Origin of the sequence: Helicobacter pylori (assembly GCF_017594925.1) — a bacterium.
GTDB lineage: Bacteria > Campylobacterota > Campylobacteria > Campylobacterales > Helicobacteraceae > Helicobacter > Helicobacter pylori_DP.
Map to the genome: position 1 here is coordinate 89005 of NZ_JAALNT010000002.1, position 13603 is coordinate 102607.

The window sequence follows — 13603 nt, forward strand, 5'->3', positions numbered from 1 at the left end:
GTTTGGTTGCGTATCAATGATTTTAGGCATTGATGAAGCGGGTAGGGGGTGTTTGGCCGGTTCGCTTTTTGTGGCGGGGGTGGTGTGCGATGAAAAAACGGCCTTAGAATTTCTAAAAATGGGCCTTAGGGATAGCAAGAAGCTCAGCCCAAAAAAGCGCTTTTTCTTAGAAGATAAAATCAAAACGCATGGTGAGGTGGGGTTTTTCGTGGTTAAAAAAAGCGCGAATGAAATTGATAGCTTGGGCTTAGGGGCGTGTTTGAAACTCGCTATTGAAGAGATTTTAGAAAATGGTTGCTCTTTAGCCAATGAAATAAAAATAGACGGCAACACGGCGTTTGGCTTGGATAAACGCTACCCCAATATACAAACCATCATCAAGGGCGATGAAACAATCGCTCAAATCGCTATGGCGTCTGTTTTGGCGAAAGCTGCTAAGGACAGAGAAATGCGACAATTGCACGCTTTGTTTAAGGAATACGGCTGGGATAAGAATTGCGGGTATGGGACTAAACAACATATAGAAGCGATCATTAAGCTAGGGGCTACGCCTTTTCATCGGCATAGCTTCACGCTTAAAAACCGCATCTTAAATCCCAAACTTTTAGATGTGGAACAACGCCTTATTTAAAAGGGCGCTGAGATGGGTAGCGCTCGCTGAAGAAAGACTGATGCGTTTGGTTTTAAAGTAAGCGATTAAGTCTTCAGGCTGAATGAAAGGGAATTGCACCATGACATACACACGATGGTTGGTGGTATCCACGAACCTTTTAGCCAAAATGGATTTAGACGTTAAAAAATCAACAAGCCCGAATAAATAGCTGATAGAGTTATTTTTAACTTGAAGCACTTTAACAATGCGATGGTGTATTTTAGTGATTAAAACGCTTTCTAACGAGCTGTAAGCGTTCATTCTGGCCCTTAAAAGAGCGATTTCTTCAGCGTTTTGTTCAGGGGGCAATTGGTCATCATAGGGGATGTAGTTGGCGTAAAAATCGTTCCTTTTACCAGAAATAAAAGCCGATCCGACATATTGATTGGGCGGGTTCTTTTTGTCAAAAAGATTGACTTTAAGCCAACTAGGATAGTTGATCGTGTCCTTTAAACTATGAGCATGCGCTGTTTGAGCGAAGAGGCCTAGGGATAACAAGGCGCATAAACTTAATTTTTTCAATGCGTTCATTGTAGCTTCCTTTCTATAAAAAAAATATCCTACGCTTTTAGGGTAGGCGGTATTTCTCAAAAAGGCGAAATACTGGGATAGCTTATAGCGAGTTAGCTTAAGAAAAAATAAAAAATATTAAATAATCAATTAAAAATTTTAGTAATAATATTAAATACATAAATACATAAATACATAAATACATAAATACATAAATACATAAATACATAAATACATAAATACATAATAACTATTATACCAAAATAGATTGAATATCCAAAGAAAAATCAATGAAATTAAGGTGTTTGTAGGGGGTATTGGTTGCTGAAATAGGGGCGTTGATAGAAACCACCACGATATTTAAAAACCCATGCTCATGGCACCATAGAAGCTGTTTTTCTAAAAAATGGGGCGTGGGGAAAGCGTGGGCGATGAGGGCGAGCTTGCTGGTAGGATTTCGCAAGATAAAAATCCCATTATCATGGGAGTAAAGCTCATAATGGGGGAATTGCTTGTAAAGCTCTAAAAAAACCATGTTTTCAAAAACGCTTAAAAGCGAGGGGCTAGGAGTCAGGCTATAAGGCAAGGCAAAATCGCACAAATACAATTTGGTTTTATGGCTTTCAAAACTAGGGACTAAAAAAAGGATGCGTTGTTTTTCTAGCGCGTGTAACAATTTATAAAGGGTGTCTTTAGAGGTTTTAAGCTCTTTTTTGAATTGCGTATAAAGATAAAAAGCGCTCACAAACTTAGATTGATACGCACAGATTTTAGCCATTAAGGGGGCGTAAGCTTGAAAGGCTAGTTTGATATTTTCTTGTTTTTTTAGGATTTTTTCTTGTTCGTTTTCTGTAAAAAGCGAGTCTAAAGCGTTGCCGTCTCTTAAAAAGCGGTTAAACAGGGTGTTTTTAGGGGTGTTGGATTTGAAAAAGCTAATATATTCTTTAAAATTCAACCCTAACGCATAGCGCAAGCTAAAATTGGGCACTGTTATGGGGCTTAAATAATTAGGGATAAGAACGATTTTAGGGAGCTTAGGCAGGCTGAAATCCAAGCGCTCAATATGATCTAAAATGAGCAAGTCCATTTTCTTTTCTAAATGCCATTTTAGAAGCCATGAGCTTAGAATGTTTTGGTTCAAACGCATGTCATTGTAATTGAGATACACAGGGTTTTTGAAATTTTTCGCTAGTTTGAGGGCGAAAGTGGTTTTACCGGATTTCATCGGCCCTAAAAGACAGATTTTATCGCTTGAAGGCGCCTTTAAAAGCGGGTTGTTTAAAGCCGGCTCTTTAGGGGTTTCAAAAGGCCCAAAAGGGTGCAAGCAAGAAAGGGGCATGAACTTCCTTACAAAGGGGATTGGATTAAGATAATCGTAGCGCATTTTTTTATATTTCCTTATAAAAAGGAAGTAAAAATCTCTAAAAAGCCCTAAAAATAGCAAAAGTTATTGACTAAATGGCGCATTTTGAGTAGTATTTCAGTTTTTATTTTATTGTTTTATTCTGTTTTTAAGTAACGAATGAAACGAGTTCTTTTAGGAGAGTTTATGGAAAAAATCAGGTTGAAGCTCAAAGCTTATGACCATAGAGTGTTGGATCGCTCTGTTGTGGCTATCGTGGAAGCCGTAAAGCGCTCAGGTTCTGAAATTAGAGGGCCTATCCCTTTACCGACTAAGAATAAGCGTTACACCGTTTTGCGCTCCCCGCATGTCAATAAGGATTCAAGAGAGCAGTTTGAGATTAGGGTTTATAGCCGATTGATTGATATTATTTCGGCCACCCCAGAAACCGTGGATAGCTTGATGAAGTTGGATTTGGCTCCTGAAGTGGATGTAGAAGTAACCTCTATGGAAACGAAGTAGTCCTAACGCATTGAGATAATAAAATAAGGGTTAGATATGGAATTTTTAGTTCAAAAGATAGGCATGAGCCGCACGATTGATGCTAACAGCACACCTGTAACCTTGCTTAAAGTCTTGCAAGCGAAAGTGTGCCAGCTAGAAAACGGGAAAGCTTTAGTGGCCTATGCGATGCATAAAAAACACAATAAGGCGATTGAAGGCCAGCAAAAGAAATACCAACTCAGCAAAGAGTTTAACCACTTCGCTACCTTAAAAGCTTCCCAACAACAAGAGTTGGGCGATTTGGATTTGAGCGCTTTAGAAACGCTTAAAAGGGTTAAAGCGAGCTTTAAAACTAAGGGGAGAGGCTTTGCGGGGGTGATGAAGCGTTGGAATTTCCAAGGCGGGCCTGCAGCGCATGGGAGCCGTTTCCATCGCCGTCCTGGCTCTATTGGTAACAGAGAATGGCCAGGAAGAGTGCAAAAAGGTAGGAAAATGGCAGGGCATTATGGCAATGAGCTAGTTACTTGCCAAAACGAGGTGCTCTCTTTTGATAAAGAAAGTATGGTATTAGTGCTAAAGGGTTCAGTGGCCGGCTTTTCTGGGGCTTATGGACGCATTAGAGCGGTATAAAACCATACATTGAATATAATATAAAGGGTTTGATATGAGTAAGGCCATCGTTTTAGACAGCCATTTGAAAGAAAAGGGTAGCGTGGAGTTACCTAAAAGATATGAGGGTATCAACAGCCATAACCTCTATCTTTATGTGAAACATTATTTATCTTCTGTGCGCGCTAATACCGCTAAAAGTAAAAACCGTGCTGAAGTGAGCGGGGGCGGCAGGAAGCCTTGGGCGCAAAAAGGGGGCGGAAGAGCCAGAGCAGGGAGCATCACTTCGCCTGTGTTTGTGGGTGGGGGTGTCTCTCATGGGGCTACGAATGAGCGCAATTACAACCTTAAAATCAATAAAAAACAAAAACGCCTGGCTTTAGAATACGCTTTAGAAGAAAAAGCGCAAGCGAACAAGCTTTTTGTGGTGGAAAAAATCGCTATAAAAGGCGTGGTTGAAGACAACAAAAGAAAGCATTTGACTAAAGAAGCCAACCAAATGTTCCAGGCTTTGGAGCAACGAGACACTTTGTTTGTGTGCATGAACATGGACGAATACACCGAGTTAGCCTTTAGTAACCTTAAAAAATGCCTTATTGTTGATGTGAGCGAGTTAAACGCTTATCTTTTAGCGGCGTTTAGCTCTGTCGTGATGGAAGAAGCAGCGTTTCAGCATGTGGTGCAAGATAAGACAGAGGAGTAAAAAATGGCAGACATCATGGATATAAAGTCAATTCTTTACACTGAAAAGTCATTAGGATTGCAAGAAAAAGGTGTTTTAGTGGTCCAAACGGCTCAAAATGTAACCAAAAACCAGCTCAAAGAAGTGTTTAAAACTTACTTTGGCTTTGAGCCTTTGAAAATCAATTCTTTGAAACAAGAAGGTAAGGTGAAACGCTTTAGAGGGAAGCTTGGACAAAGAAAGTCGTTTAAGAAATTTTATGTGAAAGTTCCAGAGGGCGCTAGCATTGCCGCCCTTGGCGCGTAGAAAGGAGAAAGCGTTATGGCGATTAAAACTTATAAGCCCTACACCCCAAGCAGACGCTTCATGTCGGTGTTGGACTCTAAAGACATTACCGCAAAAAGCAGTGTCAAAGGCTTACTCACTAAGCTTAAAGCGACAGCAGGGAGAAACAATAACGGGCGAATCACTAGCCGCCACAAAGAGAGAGGGGCTAAAAAACTCTATCGCATTATTGATTTCAAACGCAATAAATACAATATTGAAGGGAAAGTGGCTGCGATTGAGTATGATCCTTACAGAAACGCGCGCATCGCTCTTGTAGTCTATCCTGATGGGGACAAACGCTATATTTTACAGCCAAGCGGTTTGAAAGTGGGCGATAGCGTTATTGCTGCTGAAGGCGGTTTGGATATTAAAGTGGGCTTTGCGATGAAGTTAAAAAATATCCCTATAGGAACGGTGGTGCATAACATTGAAATGCATCCAGGGGCTGGCGGGCAATTAGCCAGAAGCGCAGGGATGAGCGCTCAAATCATGGGTAGAGAAAATAAATACACCATTATTAGAATGCCAAGCTCTGAAATGCGCTACATTTTAAGCGAATGCATGGCGAGTGTTGGTGTGGTAGGGAATGAGGATTTTATCAATGTCTCTATCGGTAAGGCAGGGCGTAACCGCCACAGAGGCATTCGCCCACAAACTCGTGGTAGCGCGATGAACCCAGTGGATCACCCGCATGGTGGGGGTGAGGGTAAAACAGGGACAAGCGGTCATCCTGTATCGCCTTGGGGCACTCCAGCTAAGGGCTATAAAACTAGAAAGAAAAAAGCTAGCGACAAGCTCATCATTTCCAGAAAGAAACATAAATAAAGGTTAAAGAATGTCTAGGTCAATTAAAAAGGGTCCTTTTATAGACGACCACTTGATGAAAAAAACGCTCAAGGCAAAAGAGGGTAAGGATAACCGCCCGATTAAAACATGGTCTAGAAGAAGCACCATTTTGCCTGAAATGATTGGTTTTACTTATAATGTGCATAACGGAAGGGTTTTTGTCCCTGTGTATATCACAGAAAACCATGTGGGTTATAAGTTAGGGGAATTCGCTCCTACAAGAACTTTTAAAGGGCACAAAGGCAGTGTCCAAAAAAAGATTGGCAAGTAAGGGGGCAGAATGAGTAAAGCGTTATTAAGATTTGTGCGGTTATCTCCTACTAAAGCCAGATTGATTGCAAGACAGATTCAAGGCATGAACGCTGAATTAGCGATCGCTAGTTTGGAATTTACGCCCAATAAAGCCGCTAGAGTGCTTTCAAAAGTGGTGGCTTCTGCGGTCGCTAACGGCTCTTTAGACGCCAAGAGCGCTCTGATTGTTTCTTGTAGAGTGGATGCTGGCCCTGTGCTTAGGCGCTCCATTCCAAGAGCTAAAGGCAGAGCCACAGCCATTAGAAAGCCAACATCTCATGTATTCGTAGAAGTAGCAGAAGGAAAAGAAATGAAATCTTCTAAAAGCCATAAAAAAAATCAAGCAGAAGGTAAGTAGGGCATGGGACAAAAAGTTAATCCGGTAGGTTTAAGATTAGGTATTAATAGGAATTGGACTTCCAGATGGTTCCCTAGCGCTCGCACCGCTCCAAGCAATATTGATGAAGACAATAAAATTAGGAAGTTCCTTAAAAAAGAGCTTTATTACGCTGGCGTGAGCGAGATTGTGATTGAAAGAGCGGCTAAAAAACTGCGCGTTACGGTCGTAGCGGCTCGCCCAGGGCTTATCATTGGTAAAAAAGGCGTGGATATTGAAAAAGTCAAAGAAGGCTTAAAAACGCTCATTAAAAAAGAAGTCTCCATTAATATTAAAGAAGTCAAACGCCCCCAAGCTGACGCCCAATTAGCCGCAGAAAATGTAGCCACCCAGCTAGAAAAAAGGGTCGCTTTCCGCCGCGCGATGAAAAAAGTCATGCAAGCGGCGTTAAAATCCGGTGCTAAAGGGATCAAGGTGCGCGTTTCTGGCCGTTTAGCAGGGGCTGAAATCGCTCGCACCGAATGGTATATGGAAGGGCGCGTGCCTTTACACACCTTAAGGGCTAAGATTGATTACGGCTTTGCTGAAGCGATGACGGTATATGGTATTATTGGCGTGAAAGTGTGGATTTTCAAAGGGGAAGTTTTGCAAAAAGGCATCCAATTTGAGAAAAAAGAAGAGGCTAAAGAAGAAAGAGAGCCTAGAAGAAGCAGAAGAGGGAGGCAATAATCATGTTAATGCCAAAAAGAACAAAATACAGAAAGCAAATGAAAGGGCGCAATCGTGGGAAAGCCCATCGTGGTAACTCTATTGCGTTTGGGGATATTGCGATTAAAGCCATAGAGCATGGGAGGATTGATTCACGCCAGATTGAATCCGCAAGGGTGGCCATGACAAGGCACATTAAAAGAGCGGGTAAGGTGTGGATTAGAGTGTTTCCCGATAAGCCTTTGACCGCCAAACCTTTAGAAACGAGAATGGGTAAAGGTAAAGGCTCTGTGGAAAAATGGGTGATGAATATCAAGCCGGGCAGGATCGTTTATGAAATGCTAGGCATTGAAGAAGGACTAGCGAGAGAAGCTTTAGCGTTAGCTCAGAGCAAACTTCCTTTTAAAACCAAAATTGTAACTTGTGAGAGCGAAAATGAAATATACTGAATTGAAAGATAAAAGTATCAAGGAATTAGAAGAGTTGTTGCATGCTAAAAAGGCGGAGCTTTTTGAGTTGCGCGTTAAGTTAAAGACCATGCAATTGAGTAATCCTAACGAGATTAAGAAAGCTAGAAGGAATATCGCTCGCATTAACACGGCCATTAACGCATATTATTCTTCTAGCGTTGAGTAAAAAAAGGGTAAGCAATGAATACAAAAGAGCCGCATAAAAGGCTGGTGCAAGGCAAGGTTATCAGCAAGTTTGCTGAAAAAAGCGCTGTGATTCTTGTGGAAAGAAAAGTGGTGCATGAAAAATACCGCAAGATTGTTAAAAAGTTTAAAAAATACACTATCCATGATGAAAACAATCAGGTGAAAGTAGGGGATTTTGTGAGCGCGATTGAGTGCAGACCGCTTTCTAAAACCAAGTCCTTCACGCTTAAAGAAATTTTAGTGGTGGGAGTATAAGCATGATACAGAGTTTTACGAGATTGAATGTCGCTGACAATAGTGGCGCGAAAGAAATCATGTGCATTAAGGTGTTAGGAGGCAGTCATAAACGCTATGCGAGCGTGGGTAGCGTGATCGTGGCTTCCGTGAAAAAAGCTATCCCTAATGGTAAGGTGAAGCGCGGTCAAGTCGTCAAAGCCGTTGTGGTGAGAACGAAAAAAGAAATCCAAAGGAAAAATGGTTCTTTGGTGCGTTTTGATGACAACGCAGCAGTGATTTTGGACGCTAAAAAAGATCCTGTTGGCACAAGGATTTTTGGGCCAGTGAGCCGAGAAGTGCGTTACGCTAATTTTATGAAAATCATTTCTCTAGCGCCGGAGGTTGTGTAATGAAAAGCGAAATCAAGAAAAATGACATGGTGAAAGTCATTGCAGGAGACGATAAGGGTAAGGTCGCTAAGGTTTTAGCGGTGTTGCCTAAGACTTCTCAAGTGGTTGTTGAAGGGTGTAAGGTGGTGAAAAAAGCGATTAAACCTACTGATGATAACCCTAAAGGGGGCTTTATTAAAAAAGAAAAGCCCATGCACATTTCCAATGTGAAGAAAGCCTAAGGAGTTGGATACATGTTTGGTTTGAAACAATTTTATCAAAATGAAGTGAGGGCGAAACTCGCTCAAGAATTAGACATCAAAAACCCCATGCTTTTGCCCAAGCTAGAAAAAATCGTTATCAGCGTGGGTGCTGGGGCTTATGCAAAAGACATGAAAATCATGCAAAATATCGCGCAAACGATTTCTTTGATTGCAGGGCAAAAAGCCGTGATCACTAAAGCGAAAAAATCCGTTGCAGGCTTTAAGATCAGAGAAGGCATGGCGGTAGGGGCGAAAGTTACCTTAAGGAATAAACGCATGTATAATTTCTTAGAAAAGCTGATTGTGATTTCATTGCCCAGAGTGAAAGACTTTAGAGGGATCTCACGGAATGGCTTTGATGGGCGCGGGAATTACACCTTTGGGATCAATGAGCAGTTGATTTTCCCGGAAGTGGTTTATGATGATATTATGGTCAGTCATGGCATGAACATCACTATGGTAACTTCTACGGACAACGATAAAGAAGCGTTCAAGTTGTTAGAATTGCTTGGATTGCCTTTTGCAAAAGTGAGATAAGGGGTTAATATGGCTAAAAAATCAATGATAGCAAAGGCTCAAAGGAAACCAAAATTTCAAGTGAGAGCCTATACGAGATGCCGCATTTGTGGGAGACCTCATTCGGTTTATAGGGATTTTGGGCTTTGTAGGGTGTGCCTTAGAAAAATGGGCAGTGAGGGACTCATCCCAGGCTTGAGAAAAGCCAGTTGGTAAGGATAAGATATGGTAAATGATATAATTGCAGATTCATTAACTCGTTTGAGAAACGCTTCTATGCGCCGTTTAGAATTCACGCAACTTTATTACGCAAAGATCGTGGTTTCTATCTTAGAGATCTTTAAAGAAAAGGGTTTCATTAAAGATTTCAATGTCAAAGATAAAGACAAGAAACAATCGGTTTATGTGCAATTGGCTTATGATGAAAAAGGGCATTCAAAAATCAGCGAAGTGAAGCGCTTAAGCAAGCCCGGTCGTCGTGTGTATAAGCAAAAAAACGAGTTGAAGCGCTTTAAAAATGGCTATGGCGTGATTGTGGTAAGCACTTCTAAGGGTGTGATCACTAACGAAGAAGCTTACAGACAAAATGTCGGTGGCGAAGTGCTTTGCAGCATTTGGTAAAGGATTAAAAATGTCAAGAATCGGGAAAAGAATCATTGAAATCCCAAGCTCTGTGCAAGCGAGCGTGGAAGGGAGCAAGCTTCTTTTTAAAAACAGCAAAGAAAAGCATGAGTTAGAAACTCACAACCGAGTGAAAATCACGCTTGAAAACAACCAATTGAGCTTCCAACCTGTGGGCGAAGACGCACAGTCTAGGGCTTATTGGGGGACTTATGGGGCTTTAGCGAATAACATTGTAATAGGATTAAGCGCCGGTTTCAGTAAGACTTTAGAAGTCAATGGCGTGGGCTATAAGGTGGCCTTGGGTCATAAAACTTTGGATTTGAGCTTGGGTTTTAGCCACCCGGTGAAATACCCCATTCCAGCAGGGATTGAAATGGTGGTGGAAAAAAACACGATCACTATCAAAGGGAGCGATAAGCAACAAGTAGGGCAAGTCGCCGCTGAAATCAGGAGCTTCAGACCCCCAGAGCCATACAAAGGCAAGGGCGTGAAATACAGCAATGAAGTCATTATTAGAAAAGCTGGTAAAACAGCTAAAAAATAAATAAGGTGAAATGATGAACGCAAAAGCATTGTATAAAAAGAAAGCCTTAAGAGATCGCCGAAAATTAAGAATCAAAAGCAAGCTCTTGGGCGATAAATTAAGGCCTAGGGTGAGCGTTTTTCGTTCCAACCGCTATTTTTATGCGCAAGCGATTGATGATACTAAACAAAGCACCATAACGCATATTGACGGCAGGAAAATGGGCTTTAAAAACACGCAAGAAGACGCTAAAAAATTAGGCGCTCTCTTTGCTGAAGAATTGAAAAAAGCAGGGATTGAGCGAGCGGTTTATGACAGGAATGGTTACCTCTATCATGGCGTGGTGGCAGCGTTTGCTGAAAGCTTGAGAGAGAATGGGATCGCTCTATGACAGAAAGGAAAGGTATGGAAGAGATTAACAGAGAAGAGTTTCAAGAAGTCGTTGTGAATATTGGCCGCGTAACCAAAGTGGTTAAGGGCGGTAGGCGGTTTCGTTTTAACGCTTTAGTGGTTGTGGGCAATAAAAATGGGCTTGTAGGCTTTGGTTTGGGCAAGGCTAAGGAAGTCCCTGATGCGATTAAAAAAGCGGTAGATGATGCGTTTAAAAACCTGATTCATGTAACGATTAAAGGCACGACTATCGCTCATGATATTGAGCATAAATACAACGCAAGCCGTATTTTACTCAAACCGGCAAGTGAGGGAACGGGAGTGATTGCTGGGGGTTCAACGCGCCCTATCGTGGAATTAGCAGGCATTAAGGATATTCTCACCAAATCTTTAGGCTCCAACAACCCCTATAATGTGGTGCGCGCGACTTTTGACGCTCTAGCGAAAATCAAGGCGTAGTTAAAAAGGATATTGTAATGGGATTAGAAAATTTAAAACCGGCTAAAGGTAGCGTTAAAAAAATCAAACGAGTGGGCCGTGGTCAAGGAAGCGGCATGGGAAAAACGGCCACAAGAGGCGGTAAAGGTCAAACCGCAAGGACAGGTTATAAGGCTAAAAGAGGCTTTGAAGGAGGGCAACAACCCTTACAACGCCGTTTGCCTAAAATAGGTTTTAGGACTAAAGATTCTCATATCTATTCTATCAATGTGGAAAAGAATGAAGCGATTAAAAATTTAGAAGAAATCACTTTTTCAAGCTTGCGCGCTTTACACCATTTCCCCCTTTATATTGAGGGCGTGAAATTGATCGGTAAAGACGCTAAAAACTTGGCTTCTAAAATTAAAGATGAGAGAATCAAAACAAGCGGGCAGAAATAATGCCCCTGTTGTATCAGCTTGATTTAAGAGGAATAAGTTATGAATAAGGCCATTGCTAGTAAGATACTCATCACTTTGGGTTTTTTATTTCTCTACAGAGTCTTAGCTTATATCCCCATTCCTGGCGTAGATTTAGCAGCGATCAAGGCTTTTTTTGACAGCAATTCCAACAACGCTTTGGGGTTGTTTAACATGTTTAGTGGGAATGCGGTTTCTCGCTTGAGCATCATCTCTTTGGGTATCATGCCCTATATCACTTCTTCAATTATCATGGAGCTTTTGAGCGCGACTTTCCCCAACCTGGCTAAAATGAAAAAAGAGCGAGACGGCATGCAAAAATACATGCAAATCGTGCGCTATTTAACCATTTTAATCACCCTAATCCAAGCGGTGAGCGTATCAGTGGGCTTAAGGAGCATTAGTGGAGGAGCCAATGGAGCGATCATGATTGATATGCAAGTTTTTATGATCGTTTCAGCGTTTTCTATGCTTACAGGGACGATGCTGCTCATGTGGATAGGGGAGCAGATCACGCAAAGAGGCGTGGGGAATGGGATCAGCCTTATTATTTTTGCTGGGATTGTTTCAGGGATCCCATCAGCCATTTCAGGCACATTCAATTTGGTCAATACGGGCGTGATCAATATCTTAATGCTCATTGGTATTGTGTTGATTGTTTTAGCGACGATTTTTGCGATCATCTATGTGGAATTAGCCGAGCGCAGGATCCCTATTTCTTATGCGCGTAAAGTGGTGATGCAAAACCAAAACAAGCGCATCATGAATTACATTCCTATTAAATTGAATTTAAGCGGGGTGATCCCGCCCATTTTCGCTTCAGCTTTGCTCGTGTTCCCTTCTACGATTTTACAGCAAGCCACAAGCAACAAAACCTTGCAAGCGATTGCGGATTTTTTAAGCCCGCAAGGGTATGCGTATAATATTTTGATGTTCTTACTCATCATCTTTTTCGCTTATTTTTATTCTTCTATCGTGTTCAATTCTAAGGATATTGCGGATAATTTGAGGCGTAATGGCGGGTATATTCCAGGGCTTAGGCCTGGAGAGGGGACTTCATCGTTTTTGAATGCTGTAGCGAGCAAACTCACTTTGTGGGGTTCGTTGTACTTGGCGCTCATTTCTACCGTGCCTTGGATTTTGGTTAAGGCTATGGGCGTGCCTTTTTACTTTGGAGGCACGGCGGTGCTGATTGTGGTTCAAGTCGCTATTGATACCATGAAAAAGATTGAAGCGCAAATTTATATGAGCAAGTATAAAACTTTAAGCGCGGTAGGCTTTTAATGGCGATCTCTATTAAAAGCCCAAAGGAAATCAAAGCCCTAAGAAAAGCCGGGGAATTGACCGCACAAGCGTTAGCCCTTTTAGAGCGAGAAGTAAGGCCTGGGGTTTCACTTTTAGAGCTGGATAAAATGGCTGAAGATTTTATCAAATCCTCTCATGCTAGGCCTGCTTTTAAGGGGCTTTATGGTTTCCCCAACTCGGTGTGCATGTCTTTAAATGAGGTAGTCATTCATGGCATTCCTACGGATTATGTTTTACAAGAAGGGGATATTATAGGCTTGGATTTGGGGGTGGAGGTGGATGGCTATTATGGCGATTCGGCAATCACTCTCCCCATAGGCGCGATAAGCCCGCAAGATGAAAAATTGCTCGCTTGCTCTAAAGAGAGCTTGATGCATGCCATTAGCTCAATTAGAGTGGGCATGCATTTTAAAGAGTTGAGTCAGATTTTAGAGGGCGCTATTACAGAAAGGGGCTTTGTGCCTTTGAAGGGGTTTTGTGGGCATGGCATTGGTAAAAAACCCCATGAAGAGCCAGAAATCCCCAATTACCTAGAAAAAGGCGTCAAAGCTAATAGCGGCCCTAAAATCAAAGAGGGCATGGTATTTTGCTTAGAGCCTATGGTGTGTCAAAAACAGGGCGAGCCTAAAATACTAGCGGATAAGTGGAGCGTGGTTTCAGTGGATGGGCTTAACACAAGCCACCATGAGCATACTATCGCCATAGTTGGCAATAAAGCAGTGATTCTTACGGAGCGTTAATGGCAAGAGATGATGTTATAGAAGTGGATGGGAAAGTGATTGAGGCGTTGCCTAACGCCACTTTTAAGGTGGAATTAGACAATAAGCATGTGGTGTTGTGCCGTATTTCTGGAAAGATGCGCATGCACTATATTAGGATTGCTTTAGGCGATAGGGTCAAGCTAGAGCTTACGCCCTATAGCTTGGACAAGGGTCGGATAACTTTTAGATATAAATGAATTTAAGGGTTATTTCAATGAAAATATGTTAGTATAAAAGTTTTTAGTAGTGCCTAATT

General features: G+C 41.8%; 26 protein-coding genes. 24 read left to right on the forward strand and 2 right to left on the reverse strand.

The features are described 5' to 3' along the window. The first annotated feature begins 16 nt into the window (after window positions 1-16). On the forward strand, window positions 17-631 hold the full coding sequence (locus G6069_RS01270) for a ribonuclease HII (RefSeq protein ID WP_197293138.1): 615 nt from the start codon (window positions 17-19) through the stop codon (window positions 629-631). Here the strand turns inward: G6069_RS01270 and G6069_RS01275 are convergent. Together G6069_RS01275 and G6069_RS01280 are read right to left on the reverse strand one after the other, a co-directional pair. Next, window positions 605-1183 (reverse strand): hypothetical protein, encoded by a 579-nt coding sequence (locus tag G6069_RS01275; RefSeq protein ID WP_197293139.1) that lies wholly within the window; start codon window positions 1181-1183, stop codon window positions 605-607. The genes G6069_RS01270 and G6069_RS01275 overlap by 27 nt on opposite strands. Window positions 1184-1415: 232 nt before the next feature. Then, on the reverse strand, window positions 1416-2501 hold the full coding sequence (locus G6069_RS01280) for an ATP-binding protein (protein ID WP_197293140.1): 1086 nt from the start codon (window positions 2499-2501) through the stop codon (window positions 1416-1418). Between the two features lie 210 nt (window positions 2502-2711). Here G6069_RS01280 and rpsJ point away from each other — a divergent pair, with 210 nt between their 5' ends. The 23 genes from rpsJ to infA are packed head-to-tail and all read left to right on the forward strand — an operon-like array spanning window position 2712 to window position 13544. Further along, window positions 2712-3026, forward strand: a complete 315-nt coding sequence (gene rpsJ, locus G6069_RS01285; protein WP_000411561.1) for a 30S ribosomal protein S10 — start codon at window positions 2712-2714, stop codon at window positions 3024-3026. A gap of 36 nt (window positions 3027-3062) precedes the next feature. Continuing rightward, window positions 3063-3638 carry a 50S ribosomal protein L3 gene (rplC, locus tag G6069_RS01290; protein ID WP_000395323.1) on the forward strand — a complete coding sequence of 192 codons (576 nt, stop codon included), beginning with the start codon at window positions 3063-3065 and terminating at the stop codon, window positions 3636-3638. 34 nt (window positions 3639-3672) lie between these two features. After that, complete coding sequence (gene rplD, locus G6069_RS01295) at window positions 3673-4320, forward strand: 50S ribosomal protein L4 (RefSeq protein ID WP_053576800.1); 648 nt, start codon at window positions 3673-3675, stop codon at window positions 4318-4320. A 3-nt stretch (window positions 4321-4323) separates the two neighbouring features. Then, window positions 4324-4605 carry a 50S ribosomal protein L23 gene (locus tag G6069_RS01300; protein WP_000763613.1) on the forward strand — a complete coding sequence of 94 codons (282 nt, stop codon included), beginning with the start codon at window positions 4324-4326 and terminating at the stop codon, window positions 4603-4605. 15 nt (window positions 4606-4620) lie between these two features. After that, the gene (rplB, locus tag G6069_RS01305) at window positions 4621-5451 is read left to right on the forward strand and encodes a 50S ribosomal protein L2 (protein ID WP_000985807.1); all 831 of its coding nucleotides are present in this window, start codon (window positions 4621-4623) and stop codon (window positions 5449-5451) included. A 10-nt stretch (window positions 5452-5461) separates the two neighbouring features. After that, window positions 5462-5743 carry a 30S ribosomal protein S19 gene (gene rpsS, locus G6069_RS01310; protein ID WP_000091385.1) on the forward strand — a complete coding sequence of 94 codons (282 nt, stop codon included), beginning with the start codon at window positions 5462-5464 and terminating at the stop codon, window positions 5741-5743. A gap of 9 nt (window positions 5744-5752) precedes the next feature. Beyond that, complete coding sequence (rplV, locus tag G6069_RS01315) at window positions 5753-6121, forward strand: 50S ribosomal protein L22 (RefSeq protein ID WP_000030375.1); 369 nt, start codon at window positions 5753-5755, stop codon at window positions 6119-6121. A gap of 3 nt (window positions 6122-6124) precedes the next feature. Then, on the forward strand, window positions 6125-6829 hold the full coding sequence (rpsC, locus tag G6069_RS01320) for a 30S ribosomal protein S3 (protein ID WP_000529972.1): 705 nt from the start codon (window positions 6125-6127) through the stop codon (window positions 6827-6829). Between the two features lie 2 nt (window positions 6830-6831). Then, window positions 6832-7257, forward strand: a complete 426-nt coding sequence (gene rplP / locus G6069_RS01325) for a 50S ribosomal protein L16 (protein ID WP_000928961.1) — start codon at window positions 6832-6834, stop codon at window positions 7255-7257. Then, window positions 7244-7444, forward strand: coding sequence for a 50S ribosomal protein L29 (gene rpmC / locus G6069_RS01330; RefSeq protein WP_000877895.1), 201 nt, complete (start codon window positions 7244-7246; stop codon window positions 7442-7444). Before rplP ends, rpmC begins: the two co-directional genes overlap by 14 nt. Window positions 7445-7458: 14 nt before the next feature. After that, window positions 7459-7719: a 30S ribosomal protein S17 gene (gene rpsQ / locus G6069_RS01335; protein WP_001092746.1), complete on the forward strand. Its 261-nt coding sequence runs from the start codon at window positions 7459-7461 to the stop codon at window positions 7717-7719. A 2-nt stretch (window positions 7720-7721) separates the two neighbouring features. Further along, window positions 7722-8090 carry a 50S ribosomal protein L14 gene (gene rplN / locus G6069_RS01340; protein ID WP_000616110.1) on the forward strand — a complete coding sequence of 123 codons (369 nt, stop codon included), beginning with the start codon at window positions 7722-7724 and terminating at the stop codon, window positions 8088-8090. Then, window positions 8090-8311 carry a 50S ribosomal protein L24 gene (rplX, locus tag G6069_RS01345; RefSeq protein WP_000834240.1) on the forward strand — a complete coding sequence of 74 codons (222 nt, stop codon included), beginning with the start codon at window positions 8090-8092 and terminating at the stop codon, window positions 8309-8311. The genes rplN and rplX overlap by 1 nt, the downstream gene beginning before the upstream one ends. Before the next feature lie 12 nt (window positions 8312-8323). After that, window positions 8324-8869, forward strand: a complete 546-nt coding sequence (gene rplE / locus G6069_RS01350; RefSeq protein ID WP_000467371.1) for a 50S ribosomal protein L5 — start codon at window positions 8324-8326, stop codon at window positions 8867-8869. A 9-nt stretch (window positions 8870-8878) separates the two neighbouring features. Beyond that, the gene (locus tag G6069_RS01355) at window positions 8879-9064 is read left to right on the forward strand and encodes a type Z 30S ribosomal protein S14 (protein ID WP_001085694.1); all 186 of its coding nucleotides are present in this window, start codon (window positions 8879-8881) and stop codon (window positions 9062-9064) included. 9 nt (window positions 9065-9073) lie between these two features. After that, window positions 9074-9469 (forward strand): 30S ribosomal protein S8, encoded by a 396-nt coding sequence (gene rpsH / locus G6069_RS01360; protein ID WP_000245805.1) that lies wholly within the window; start codon window positions 9074-9076, stop codon window positions 9467-9469. 10 nt (window positions 9470-9479) lie between these two features. After that, a complete protein-coding gene (gene rplF / locus G6069_RS01365; protein ID WP_000086582.1) occupies window positions 9480-10016 on the forward strand; it encodes a 50S ribosomal protein L6 in 537 nt (178 codons plus the stop codon). Between the two features lie 13 nt (window positions 10017-10029). Continuing rightward, a complete protein-coding gene (gene rplR, locus G6069_RS01370) occupies window positions 10030-10386 on the forward strand; it encodes a 50S ribosomal protein L18 (protein ID WP_000991861.1) in 357 nt (118 codons plus the stop codon). 14 nt (window positions 10387-10400) lie between these two features. Continuing rightward, window positions 10401-10844, forward strand: coding sequence for a 30S ribosomal protein S5 (rpsE, locus tag G6069_RS01375; RefSeq protein WP_001860543.1), 444 nt, complete (start codon window positions 10401-10403; stop codon window positions 10842-10844). 17 nt (window positions 10845-10861) lie between these two features. Continuing rightward, a complete protein-coding gene (rplO, locus tag G6069_RS01380; protein WP_000522167.1) occupies window positions 10862-11263 on the forward strand; it encodes a 50S ribosomal protein L15 in 402 nt (133 codons plus the stop codon). Between the two features lie 39 nt (window positions 11264-11302). Then, window positions 11303-12565 (forward strand): preprotein translocase subunit SecY, encoded by a 1263-nt coding sequence (gene secY, locus G6069_RS01385; protein WP_001030180.1) that lies wholly within the window; start codon window positions 11303-11305, stop codon window positions 12563-12565. Beyond that, window positions 12565-13326: a type I methionyl aminopeptidase gene (gene map, locus G6069_RS01390; RefSeq protein ID WP_001008111.1), complete on the forward strand. Its 762-nt coding sequence runs from the start codon at window positions 12565-12567 to the stop codon at window positions 13324-13326. Before secY ends, map begins: the two co-directional genes overlap by 1 nt. Next, window positions 13326-13544, forward strand: a complete 219-nt coding sequence (gene infA, locus G6069_RS01395) for a translation initiation factor IF-1 (protein ID WP_000090248.1) — start codon at window positions 13326-13328, stop codon at window positions 13542-13544. The genes map and infA overlap by 1 nt, the downstream gene beginning before the upstream one ends. The last annotated feature ends 59 nt before the right edge of the window (window positions 13545-13603 follow it).